Origin of the sequence: Bengtsoniella intestinalis (genome assembly GCF_039719005.1) — a bacterium.
Taxonomy (GTDB): domain Bacteria; phylum Bacillota; class Clostridia; order Oscillospirales; family Oscillospiraceae; genus Oscillibacter; species Oscillibacter intestinalis.
Genome location: NZ_CP133584.1, coordinates 1,210,447 through 1,222,874, shown reverse-complemented (window position 1 = coordinate 1,222,874; position 12,428 = coordinate 1,210,447). Strand labels below are relative to the sequence as shown.

10 protein-coding genes are annotated in these 12,428 nt (G+C 50.0%); 9 read left to right on the top strand and 1 reads right to left on the bottom strand.

What is annotated here, in order from left to right:
* From RFF05_RS05915 to RFF05_RS05895, 5 genes are all read left to right on the top strand, one after another.
* Positions 1–717: an ABC transporter ATP-binding protein gene (locus RFF05_RS05915; protein ID WP_409969450.1), complete on the top strand. Its 717-nt coding sequence runs from the start codon at positions 1–3 to the stop codon at positions 715–717.
* A complete protein-coding gene (locus RFF05_RS05910; protein WP_409969449.1) occupies positions 714–1,901 on the top strand; it encodes an ABC transporter permease in 1,188 nt (395 codons plus the stop codon). Before RFF05_RS05915 ends, RFF05_RS05910 begins: the two co-directional genes overlap by 4 nt.
* Before the next feature lie 16 nt (positions 1,902–1,917).
* Complete coding sequence (locus tag RFF05_RS05905) at positions 1,918–3,966, top strand: S-layer homology domain-containing protein (RefSeq protein WP_409969448.1); 2,049 nt, start codon at positions 1,918–1,920, stop codon at positions 3,964–3,966.
* A 181-nt stretch (positions 3,967–4,147) separates the two neighbouring features.
* Entirely contained in the window at positions 4,148–4,837 is a 690-nt protein-coding gene (locus RFF05_RS05900) for a response regulator transcription factor (RefSeq protein WP_409969447.1), read from the top strand.
* Positions 4,834–6,276 carry a sensor histidine kinase gene (locus RFF05_RS05895; protein WP_409969446.1) on the top strand — a complete coding sequence of 481 codons (1,443 nt, stop codon included), beginning with the start codon at positions 4,834–4,836 and terminating at the stop codon, positions 6,274–6,276. Before RFF05_RS05900 ends, RFF05_RS05895 begins: the two co-directional genes overlap by 4 nt.
* 113 nt (positions 6,277–6,389) lie before the next feature.
* On the opposite strand, the gene RFF05_RS05890 is transcribed toward RFF05_RS05895, so the two are convergent.
* The gene (locus tag RFF05_RS05890; RefSeq protein ID WP_409969445.1) at positions 6,390–7,103 is read right to left on the bottom strand and encodes a CHAP domain-containing protein; all 714 of its coding nucleotides are present in this window, start codon (positions 7,101–7,103) and stop codon (positions 6,390–6,392) included.
* 270 nt (positions 7,104–7,373) lie between these two features.
* On the opposite strand from RFF05_RS05890, the gene RFF05_RS05885 reads away from it, so the two are divergent.
* From RFF05_RS05885 to RFF05_RS05870, 4 genes are all read left to right on the top strand, one after another.
* Positions 7,374–9,116, top strand: coding sequence for a Na/Pi cotransporter family protein (locus RFF05_RS05885; RefSeq protein ID WP_409969444.1), 1,743 nt, complete (start codon positions 7,374–7,376; stop codon positions 9,114–9,116).
* A 148-nt stretch (positions 9,117–9,264) separates the two neighbouring features.
* Positions 9,265–10,104, top strand: a complete 840-nt coding sequence (locus tag RFF05_RS05880) for an ABC transporter substrate-binding protein (protein ID WP_409969443.1) — start codon at positions 9,265–9,267, stop codon at positions 10,102–10,104.
* A 243-nt stretch (positions 10,105–10,347) separates the two neighbouring features.
* Positions 10,348–11,121 (top strand): amino acid ABC transporter permease, encoded by a 774-nt coding sequence (locus tag RFF05_RS05875; RefSeq protein WP_409969442.1) that lies wholly within the window; start codon positions 10,348–10,350, stop codon positions 11,119–11,121.
* Positions 11,108–11,830 carry an amino acid ABC transporter ATP-binding protein gene (locus tag RFF05_RS05870; RefSeq protein WP_409969441.1) on the top strand — a complete coding sequence of 241 codons (723 nt, stop codon included), beginning with the start codon at positions 11,108–11,110 and terminating at the stop codon, positions 11,828–11,830. The genes RFF05_RS05875 and RFF05_RS05870 overlap by 14 nt, the downstream gene beginning before the upstream one ends.
* Positions 11,831–12,428: the final 598 nt, after the last annotated feature.

The following is a 12,428-nucleotide window of genomic DNA, read 5'->3' as shown; positions in this document are numbered from 1 at the left end:
ATGAGCTATATTAGCCTGAAAGATATTAAAAAGATTTATATGGAAGGCGAAGAAAACCAAGTCAACGCCCTAGACGGTGTGGATTTGGAAATCGAATTGGGAGAATTTGTGGCCATCGTAGGCCAATCTGGGTCTGGTAAATCCACCATGATGAACATTTTGGGTTGCTTAGATGTGCCCAGCTATGGGTCGTACGTGCTGGATGGCACTCCAGTGGAGGAGTTGACGTCTCGGCAACTGGCTTCTATCCGCTCTCACCAAATCGGCTTTATCTTCCAAGGGTATAACTTGATACCCTCCCTCACTGTGGCCGAAAACGTGGCACTGCCTCTCACCTATCAAGGGGTGCCACGGGCAGAACGAATGGCCCGTGCCGCTGAGGCGCTGGAAATGGTGGACATTGCTGAAAAAGCAGAAAACCGCCCCACCCAACTCTCTGGTGGGCAGCAACAGCGTGTGGCCATCGCCCGTGCCATGGCCACCGCCTCTCCTGTGGTTATGGCCGACGAACCCACTGGCGCATTGGACTCTAAAACGGGCGCACAGGTGCTCCAAATTTTGAAGCAACTCAACGATATGGGCACCACCGTCATCCTCATCACCCATGACCTCTCCATTGCGGCCAATGCCAAGCGGGTGGTCACCATGCAAGATGGCAAGCTAATCAGCGACATTGCTGGCAGTGACGTCCGTCTAGAAAGCGCAGGTGGCAAATGACATCAGTTCGTATGGCCATCGACTCCATTTTGGAGAAAAAAGGCCGATCTTTCCTCACCATGCTGGGTATCATCATTGGCGTTACCGCTGTGTTGGTACTGGTGGCACTGGTAGAAGGGTACAACGCCGACATGACCGCCTATTATGAAAAAATGGGTGTCAATAAGGTGGAAGTGTCCCTCTCTTGGCTAGATGCTACCCGCGCCGAAGACTTTACCGATGATCTACGTGCGTATGCCAGCACAGAAATGTCGGACTATGTCACGGGGATCAGCCCCTATCTCACCAGCTCCTCTGCCACCATTCGCTATAGCGACTATATGACCAGCAGTTCCACCGACGTGGTGCTGACCAATGAAGATTATGGCGAATGTGGCAACTACACATTGGAATTGGGACGAGATATTTTAAGCTATGACTTGGAAAACCGCAGCCGCGTGTGCATCATCGGCTCCTATGTTGACCAAACTTTGTTTGAATACACCAACCCTGTGGGCTCTACCGTGCTCATCAACGGCAGTCCCTACACCGTCATCGGCACCTATTACCAAAAAGATGGTGGCACCGAAGGCTCTATGGATGACGTGGTGGTGCTACCCTACACCTTGAATCGCGAGTTTTTAAGCACCGACTATGTCTCTAGCTTTATTGTCAAGGTAGATTCTTCTACCATGATGGACACAGCCATGACCTATGTTGAATATTGGTTCTATGAGAACACCTCGGACACGGTTGTGGAATATGAGGTGGAAAATGGCAACTCCGCCATGAGCGCCAGCCAAGACGAAATGACATCCATGAGCGTGGTGCTGGGCGGTATCGCTGGCATTGCACTGCTGGTGGGTGGTATCGGCATTATGAACATCATGCTGGTCACCGTCAGCGAACGTACCCGTGAAATCGGTATCAAAAAAGCCATCGGCGCACCTGAGAGTGATATCATCACCCAATTCATGGTGGAAGCTGGCATTTTAAGTGCCATCGGTGGTTTGATTGGTGTGGCCTTGGGCTATTTCTTATCGGCGATTTTGGGGAAAATCATGTACGACTTGATTACCTTACCCAATACCTTGGTATCCATGGGTGCCTTCATCTTCGCTGTGGCCATCGGTATGATTTTTGGCCTGTATCCTGCTGTAAAAGCCGCACAACTGCAACCGGTGGATGCGTTGCGCAATGACTAAAAATAAGGAGATAACAATGAAAAAATTACTATCAGGCTTGTTGGCCTGCGTGATGATGGTTGGCATGATGACTGTTTCAGTCAGTGCCTACGATTTAGAAGAATACGACTTGGCCGCCGCCGCCATTGAAGGCATGGGCGGTAGCGCCAGTGGCTCTATGGTCTCCACCATGACCCGTGCTGATTTTTGCAGCTTGGCAGTGGTCATCTCTGGCAACAGCGATACTGTGTCCTCTGCCAGCTATACCTCTGCATTTAACGACGTGTTGCCCACAGACAGCTATTACACAGACATCAACTTGATGTGTACCTTGGGGTACATCAACGGCATGGGCAACGGCACCTTTGAGCCAAACCGTGGCATCACCATTGCAGAGGTGACCACTGTTTGCCTGCGGATGCTGGGCTATAGCTCCAGTGACATTGGCTATTTCTGGCCCCGCGATTATGTTGCCACCGCCTCTAACTTGGGGCTCTTAGATGGCATTTCCACCACCTATACCGATACCATCACCTATGCAGAAGGGTTGGATATTTTACTGCGTATGGCAAACCAACTCAATGCCAGTGGCCGTGAGTATCTCAGCGAAGTGGGTGCATCCACTGCCACGGATGTGGTGGTGCTGGACAACAGCTATAAAAACGGCGCTGACACCAACGCTTTGTATGTGTACAGCAATGGCAACGAAGTGCCTTACACCCAGAAGACTGCCATTGGCGATGAACTGGTGGGCACCTGCCGTGGGACGCTGATTTTCAACGTGGCAGGGGAAGTCATCGGCTTTGTGCCCAATGAGGACACCCGCCTCACCGCCAACATCTCCTCTGTGGATGCCAACTCCATCACCTTCACCGATGGCTCCTCCATTGTGGTGCCCTCTAGCGCCACCGTGATTATGGATGAAGAAGCCACCACCTTCGGTTCTTCTTACTACGCTTTGGAAACCTACAGCGAAGTGGTGATTTGCTATGGCTCTAGCGGCACTGTGCAAATGATTTTGCCACAAACAGCTGGTCTGATGGACGGCTATGTCATCACTGGTTATTACGATGCCGCCGATCCCAACCCCACCCAACCTGAAACCGTCACCGTGATGGGTACAGACTTTGATGTGAACGACGGCGTCAGCTTCTCTGGCCTCGCTTTGGGTGACCAAATTTGCATGACCTTGGATGCCACTGGCGATGTAATTGACGTTTGTTCCTATTCCTCCACCGTGTCTGATGACATGATTGGTGTGCTCAGCGGTTCTTCCGTCACCTTGACTTGCGGTATCACCGTTCCCAGCGTCACAACCTCTGCTTACGACGGGCAACTGGTGAAATTGGTAGACACTGAAAGCAAGGGCACCTATGCCTACACCTTGTCTTACTCCTCTGGCAGCGGCTCTTTGTATGTGAGCTCTGGTAAGTTGGGTTCTCGCACACTGGCCAGCGATGTGGTGATTTATGAAAGCATTGGCGACACCGCCGCTTCTAAAATCTCCCTCAGCGACATTGCTGTGGATACGGTTTCCTCTTCTGATGTGACCTACTACCATCTAGATGACAATGGTCAAGTGGATATCATGTTGCTTGATAACGTCACAGGTGATTTGTATACCTATGGCTTCTTCGTGGATGGAACCACCTCCACCAAGAGTTCTGTCGGTGGCACTGTCACCAATGAAGACGGTAGTACCACCACTTCGTCTACCACCATCACAACCCACACCTTGGCTGTGGAAACCTCCACTGGCACCACCCGTACCGTGGCCACTGGCGCCTACACCCAATACGATGGCGAGCCCGGCGGTATGGCATGGGATGATGATGGGAACCTCATTTCTGCCGTGGTGCTAGAAGCCACTGAGGAACTAGACGTGTCTGCCTTCACTGGCACTAGCTCTTTGGTCGGCGATGGGGAAACCTATGTCATCGCCGACGATGTGCAGGTCTATTATAAAGACACTGACACTTGGACCACATTGGCACAGGCCAAGACCTTTGGCGTCACCTTTGTGGGCTACTTCGACCGCGACCCCGATGAAGGTGGCAAAATCCGCATCATCATCGTGGATAATTAAGCGAAGAAAATCCACACCATCAATCCGCCCCAAGCTTTTGGGGCGGATTGTAACTGTTTGTGTTCAATGTATCTTTAAGAAAAAATTGGTATATTTGGAATAAAACGTGGTAAATATCTGGAGAATTTGTTATACTGATAATGAAAAGAAGAAATAAAGAGATGAAACGAGGAAGACGTGTATGCGTGGAAATCAAAGACTTATTTTAATAGTGGATGATGAAGAGCGAATTGTCCGTGTCCTGCGAGACTACCTGTCGGCTGTGGGCTATGGGGTGCTGTGCGCTTATGATGGTGAACAAGCGTTGGAGATGTTTTACCACAACAGCACCGACATCGATTTGATTTTGCTAGACGTGATGATGCCCAAAAAAGACGGTGTGGCTGTGCTACAAGAATTGCGAGAAACCTCGTTGGTGCCAGTGATTTTCCTCACGGCTAAAGGGGAGGAATACGACCAAATCCGTGGCTTCCGTTCAGGGGCAGATGACTATATCATCAAGCCATTCTCCCAATCGGTGCTTCATCTGCGGATTGAAGCCCTCCTTCAACGCCTTGGCAAAGGGGACAACCCTGTGCTCACCGCTGGTGGTATCAGCGTTGACCAAAACAGCCGCGGTGTCACCATCGATGGGAAGTCTGTAGACTTGACCCGTCGTGAGTTTGATTTGTTGTCGTATCTCATGCTGAACCAAAAGGTAATTTTGTCTCGTGACCAAATCCTCAATGCTGTCTGGGGCTATGATTTTGATGGAGATTTGCGGACGGTGGACACCCATGTGAAACAGTTGCGCAGTAAAATGACCCAAGTCTATGCCCATTATTTGAAAACGGTGTTCCGAGTGGGGTATCGTTTTGAGGTGACAGAATGAAAAAACGCCGTCTGGGCTTGCGAATGGAGATGGCGCTGTTTTGCGTGCTCATTTTAGTGCTCAGCTTGATTTTGCAAATACTGTTTAATCAATACTTTGCCAAAAGCATGGCATGGCAACAAAAAGAAGACCAGATTGAGACGTTGTTTTCCCAACTGGTGGCAGGCTATAGCGATGACCCCCGTGTGATTTATGGCATTGTCTCGGAGTTTCAAGATGTGGAAAATCTCCGCGTGCAGATCACTGGGGCAGATGGCGCTGTGATTTTTTCGTCTGATCCTTTTGAAAATCGGAAGGAAATTCAGATGCCAGGTGCAGAGGATGTCCCTCCAGTGGCAACGCCTGTCATGGCAACCCCTGAGCCAGACAGTGACATGACGGTCATCCACTTAGAGCAAACCATTGAACACCAAGGGGAAAGTCGCACCATTTACATTTGGACCAGCATCCGTGCCATTGACACCAACGTGATGCTCTTCACCCGTAGTAGCGTGGTGGCCTCTGGGTTTGCTGTGTTGATTGCGTTGGTTTGGGTGGTGTTTTTCACCAATCGGCTGACCAAGCCCATTTTGAAAATAGAAGCCGTGGCACAAAATGTGGCAAACCTGCATTTTGCCCAGCGAGCTGACGAGGATGTGACCCAAGCGGAGCTAAGCTCTCTGGCGGTGAGCATCAACACCATGTCCAAAAATCTAGAGGAGATGATTACCCAGCTTCATGCAGACAAAGAAGATTTAACGGTGCAGGTAGAACAGGCGCAGCGCCTTGAGCAAATGCGCCGCCAATTCATCGCCAACATTTCTCATGAAATGAAAACACCGTTGTCTATGCTGATGATGTACAGCGAAAGCTTGCGCGCAGATGTTCCCGGCATCGATAAAACCTATTATTACGATACCATCATTGAAGAAGCGGCGGGTTTGAATGCCATGGTGGGGCAAATGCTAGATATTTCTTCTATTGAAAACGGATTGTTGCAGCTTGATTGCCACGATTTAGACTTCTCAGCCTTTGCATCTGGAATACTGGATAAGCAAACACCGTTATTTAAAGAGCGTAACTTGGTGGGGGAAATCCTGCCAGAGCTGTGGTGTCATGGGGATGAGAAATATTTGGAGCAAGCCCTCAACAACTATTTGTCCAATGCCTTGGCCCACAGTGAGCAAGGAGATACCATCACCGTTTCTGTGACCCGAGAGGGGCAAGAGATTACGGTAATGGTGGCAAATCCGGGGCAACCCATTGCCCAAGCGGATTTGCCCCATATTTGGGAGAGTTTTTACCGTGCCGACCAATCTCGCACCCAAAAAGGGCAAAAACGAGTGGGGTTGGGGCTCTATATTGTCAAAACCTGCATCGAAGCCCATGGTGGCACCGTGGGCGTTACCAATGGGGACGGCACCGTAGCATTTTGGTTTAAGGTGCCTGTGAAGGACTAAAGACTAAGGGTGAAAGAGCCTGTTGCAGCCGCAACAGGCTCTTTCATTACAGATGTAGGGGCGACCTGCGGTCGCCCGTTTTTAATCTTTCGTCCTTCACCCTTAGTCTTTCGTCATTCCGCCACGGGTACGGCTGGGGGTAACCCTTCTTGCACCAGTTTGGCGTCAAAGCCGCCACCGCGGTACACCAGTACCAAGGTGCGCACTTGGGTGTGGGTTACATCCAGCACAGGGCTTTGGGTTTCCACATCTGTGTGGGTGCCTTGCAAAATCCCTGCTTCAATCAGCAGTTCCATCACACCACGAAAGGCCTCGGGAATGTCGCTTAAAAGTCGATAGGTCACAGGTTCTTCCTCCTCATCATAATGGGGGCGGTATGCCCCAGCCACGTAAGACAGTGGGCGCACACGGCGCATCACACAGCCGCCGTTGTCTTCACTGGCGGTGCCGGTGTTGCCTTCAATGGTAACCAGTGCGCCGCTCTCACGCACCTGCTCAACAATGCCAATGTGGACAATGGTGGAGCCACCAAAGTGGAAAAACACCAAATCTCCCACATGGTAGTCATCGGTTACATATTGGTTATTGGCCTGTCCGTAACGAGCCAGAGCACCACAAGAGGCAGTTTTGCCACCTCCATAAAATAGTTCTTTGGCCTCACATTGGTCAAATAGCCACCACAAAAACACACAGCACCAAGGGTATTGGGCGCCAGAGACTTCACCGCCGTAATAAGCGGTGTTGTATTTTACACGGTTGGAGCCAGCAGGACTTTCCATCACACCTAGCTCATATTGCGCTAGGGACAAAAGTTTCTCTTTGGTCATGGGTGCCTCCTTTCATAAAGGCAGAGAAAACCTGCCTTTATCAGCAGTGTATGGTAGCAGTGAAAAAAATGTGACGCGCGCTGTAAAAATATTGGTAAAAATTCATAAAATGGGTATGATTTTACACCCATTTCATATTAATTTACACAGATTTTATTTTACCACTTCCTTTTATATTTCCTTATTGGTATAATAGGAGTAAGCGTCATTCTCTGCTATGGAGAAGACGATGAAACTTGAAAAAATATAGAAAAGTAGGAGAGTCCCATCATGGATATTTTCTCGATATTCACCCTGTTAGGCGGCCTTGCCTTTTTCCTCCACGGCATGAGCTCTATGTCTCAGAGCTTAGAAAAAATGGCTGGTAGTAAGTTGGAATTGATTTTACGGCGCATGACGGAAAACCGTTTTAAGGCCTTGGCTTTAGGCGTTGGTATCACCGTTGCCATTCAATCTTCTTCCGCTGTCACCGTGATGCTGGTGGGCTTGGTCAACTCTAACGTCATGACCTTGCAATCCAGTATTGGTGTGATTTTAGGCACCAATATCGGCACCACCGTCACGGCTTGGATTTTATCATTGACTGGCATTTCTAGCTCCAACGTGTTTGTGCAAATGCTCAAACCCAAAAACTTCTCCCCATTGCTTGCCTTCATTGGTGTGATTTTAATCATGACCAGCAAGCATCAACGTCGCCGTGACATCGGCCGTACCATGGTGGGTTTTGCCGTGCTGATGTACGGGATGCAAATGATGGAAGGCGCCCTTAGCCCTCTGGCTGAAAACGAAGCCTTCACCTCTATGATGGTCACCTTTGAAAATCCTATTTTGGGTATTTTATTCGGCGCTGGCTTCACTGCGCTGATTCAATCCTCCTCTGCCTCTGTGGGTATTTTGCAAGCGTTGGCGCTGTCTGGTATTGTGCCCGGCGCTGTGGCTGTGCCCATTATCTTGGGGCAAAATATCGGTACTTGTATCACCGCTTTGCTCTCCTCCATCGGCGTGAGCCCCAACGCCCGCCGTGTGGCTGTGGTGCACATTTCTTTTAACCTGATTGGTTCTACCATCTTTATGGTGATTTTCTATTCCATCCATGCCGTCTACCCCTTGGCCTTTATGAATGAGGCCATTTCCGTCACTGGCATTGCACTGTGCCACTCTATTTTCAACATTTTGACGACCTTGATGCTCCTGCCCTTTACCTCGAAGCTGGAGTGGATTGCCAATAAAGTTATCTCTGAACGTGAGACAAGCCATGGGGTTGCCTTTTTGGACAGCCGCTTGCTCAACACCCCCGGTGTGGCTGTCACCGAATGCGTCAGCGTAGGTCATGAAATGGCTGACTTGACCCACAAGTGTGTCCGTTCTGCTATGAATCAAATCTGGGAATATAACGAAGCGGCCGCCAAGCAAGTCCTTGCCGATGAAGATACCATCGACGTATATGAAGACCGTTTGGGCTCGTTCTTGGTGGAAATCACCCGTCACAACATTTCCTCTCAAGATAGCCGCAATGTGACCCGTTTGCTCCACTGCATCGGTGATTTTGAACGACTCAGTGACCACGCCGCCAACTTGGTGCAAACAGGTCAAGAACTACGTGATAAGCAGTTGGTGTTCTCCACCCAAGCAGAAGATGATTTGCAAGTGCTCTTTGGGGCCTTGGATGAAATTCTCATCGCCACCATCTCCAGCTTTAAAACCTTGGACAGGGGCACCGCCATGGAAGTGGAACCCTTGGAAGAAACCATTGACGAGCTGATTGAACAAATTCGCCTGCGCCATATCCAACGCTTGCAAGATGGCAGTTGCACCATTCAAATGGGCATGGTGCTCAGCGATTTGCTCACCGACTGCGAACGCATCGGCGACCACTGCTCCAACGTGGCTCTGCGTGTGCTGGAAAGCATTGCCACCTCTGGTGAATCCTTTAGCCACAACCATGATTTGCACAAAGGGGAAGCCTTCCAAACCGCATATGAATTAAATATGCAAAAATATCAACTGCAGTAAACGTTGAGATTGGTCATGGTGTATAAATATTTCTGATATCATTAGGCAATTCCGACAAAGGTATTGACAAACAAAGGGATAAGTGATACTGTATCACCATACTAAGTTTGCATAATTATGCAGGAGAAATGAAAAGGAAATTTGTAATATGAAAAAGCTGTTTGCCTCTATTCTGGCTCTGACCATGGCGTTGTCCTTGGCAGCTTGCTCCAGCTCCACCACCGAAACCACCACCACTGAAACCACTACCACCGAAGCAACCACCACCGAAACCACCGAAGCTACCTTCACCACCGTGGAAGACGGCAAGCTGTACATGGCTACCAATGCTGCATTCCCTCCCTACGAAATGATTGCTGACGACGGATCTTACGAAGGCATTGACGTGGAAATCGCTACCGCCATTGCTGCGTCTCTGGGTCTGGAATTGGTTGTGGACGACATGGACTTTGGCACCGTCATCATCGCTGTGCAAAACGGCAAGAGCGACATCGCCATGGCTGGTCTGACCGTCACCGATGAACGTAAGCAAAACGTGGACTTCTCCGACTCTTATGCCACTGGCATCCAAGTGGTCATCGTGGCTGACGGCGGCGCTGTCCAATCCATCGATGATATGGAAGGCGACGACATTATGATCGGCACCCAAGAAGGCACCACTGGCTATATCTACTGCTCTGCTCCTGTGGAAGAGTATGGCTATGGCGAAGAACACGTCATCGCTTATGCCAACGGTGCCACCGCTGTGCAAGCTCTGATGGCTGGCAAAGTGGACTGCGTGGTCATCGACAACCAACCTGCCATTGAATTTGTGGCTGCCAACGAAGGCCTGTCCATTCTGGACACCGAATTCGCTGTGGAAGATTACGCTATCGGTGTGTCTAAGGACAACACTGCACTCAGCGCTGCCATCAACGAAGCTTTGGCTGCTCTGATTGCTGACGGCACTGTGCAATCTATTGTTGACAAGTACATCGTGGCAGAGTAAAATAGAATTACGCACTGAACTACAAAGCAAACAAGGTGGCGTTATGCCACCTTGTTTTGTGCGTTGTATCGGTATGGTGAAAACATTCCGCCTTTTGTAAAATATTGTGGGATGTACCGTAGGGGCGGATTCTATATCCGCCCGTTTCCTAGAAATATCCCTTTCACGGGCGGATATAGAAATCCGCCCCTACAAATATTTATTTTACCATTGCTAACAAATAGAGAAAAGGAGACTTTGCCAATGGGTTTTTGGGAAAATGCCGAAGCCGCCTACACCCAGCTCCGTGAACTGGGTCAAGAAATTCCCTTCCACCAAGAAATGATTCACGATTTTTACCAAAGTTTTGTGGAAGGCCAGCGCTATTTGCTGTACTTAGACGGCATTGTGGTCACCATTCAGTTGACCATTTTGGCGCTGCTATTGGGCACAGCGCTGGGTATCATCATCGCTGTCATCCGCACCGCTCACGACCAACAACGCCAGCGAAAGAACCTTGTTTTGGGCATTCTAAATGGCATTTGCAAGGTGTATATTACGGTCATCCGTGGTACACCAGCCATGGTGCAGTTGCTCATTGCATACTTGGTTATTTTCGCCAATAGTCGCAATACCTTTGGCATTGCAGTGCTGGTGTTTGGTATCAACTCTGGCGCTTATGTGGCAGAAATTATCCGTGGTGGTATTATGAGTGTGGACCGTGGACAAATGGAAGCAGGGCGCTCTCTGGGTATGAAATATGCCCCTGTGATGCGCCATATCATCATCCCCCAAGCCATTAAAAACATTTTGCCTGCCCTAGGCAATGAGCTCATTACCTTGCTGAAAGAAACCTCCATCGTCACCGTCATTGGCCTTGTGGACTTGACCAAAACGGCCATGCAAATCCAGTCCAAAACCTATCAGGGGATGTTCCCTTTGTGCGGTGTGGCACTGGTGTATTTGTTGATGGTGATGCTCCTCACATGGGGGCAAGGAAAACTTGAAAGGAGGTTGGCCGCCAGTGATCGACGTTAAAAATCTATCCAAATCCTTTGGCACCCACTTGGTGCTAGACAATTTGACCCAGCACATCGAAGCTGGAGAAAAAGTGGTGGTCATCGGGCCCTCTGGCTCTGGGAAATCCACCTTTTTGCGGTGTTTAAATCTATTGGAAACCCCCTCTGCAGGCTCCATTTACTTTGATGGCACCGAAATCACCGACCCCAAGGAAGACATCAATTTGATTCGTCGCAACATGGGCATGGTGTTCCAGCATTTTAACCTCTTCCCCAACATGACCGTGGGGAAAAACATCACCCTAGCCCCTGTGCAAACAGGCTTGATGAAGCAAGACGAAGCCAACAAAGTGGCAATGGAACTGCTGGAACGTGTGGGCTTGGCCGACCGTTTTGACAGTTATCCTGCCCAACTCTCTGGCGGTCAAAAACAGCGCATTGCCATTGTCCGTGCGTTGGCTATGCGGCCTAAGGTGATGCTCTTTGACGAACCTACCTCCGCCCTTGACCCTGAAATGGTGGGCGAAGTGCTAGACGTGATGAAGCAGTTGGCTGACGAAGGCATGACCATGGTGGTGGTGACCCACGAAATGGGCTTCGCCCGTGAAGTGGGCAGCCGTGTGCTGTTTATGGACGAAGGCCATATCATGGAGGAAAACACCCCTGAAGAATTCTTTGCCAACCCCCAATCCCCCAGATTGCAAAGCTTTTTGCAAAAAGTGTTATAAGTGTTATAAGTGCCGTCTCTGCATTTGCAGAGGCGGTTTTTTTGCCCCTACGGGGCGGTGTCTTGCCAGACGGGCATTCTTTTTGTATCGACAAAAAGAATCAAAAAACGATTTTTTCACAACGCTTGCGAGCGAGTGAAAAAAGGGGCTTTTACGGGGGTTCATCGCTGGGATGCTTGGGCTTTTTGACCGGCACCCAGTGGCCTGATTTGACGCGAAGTATCCTTTCGGGCTTCGCCCTGTTGAGGAGATGCGGTGGAAAGGGTGCGGTTTTTTGGGGGTGCCTAGGATGTATGTGGGGTATAGATTGGTGGCGTTGGGTAAGACGGGCGACCACAGGTCGCCCCTACAAGGGGGCCAGCACCACCCAACATCAAGCTGACCGCAGGTCAGCGCCTCCCCAACGCCACCGCACCCATCGACGTCCACAAGCTTAGGCACCTTCCATGCGTGGTACTATGTCATCGCACGAGTTGCGTGCGGCAGCAATCAGCGTTGGTTCGCGCATCCCACATGAAAAGCCGAACGGGTGTGACAAACCCACCCAATAGCACCGCACCCACTCATACGCACCATCCGTATAAAATGGGAGCACGTG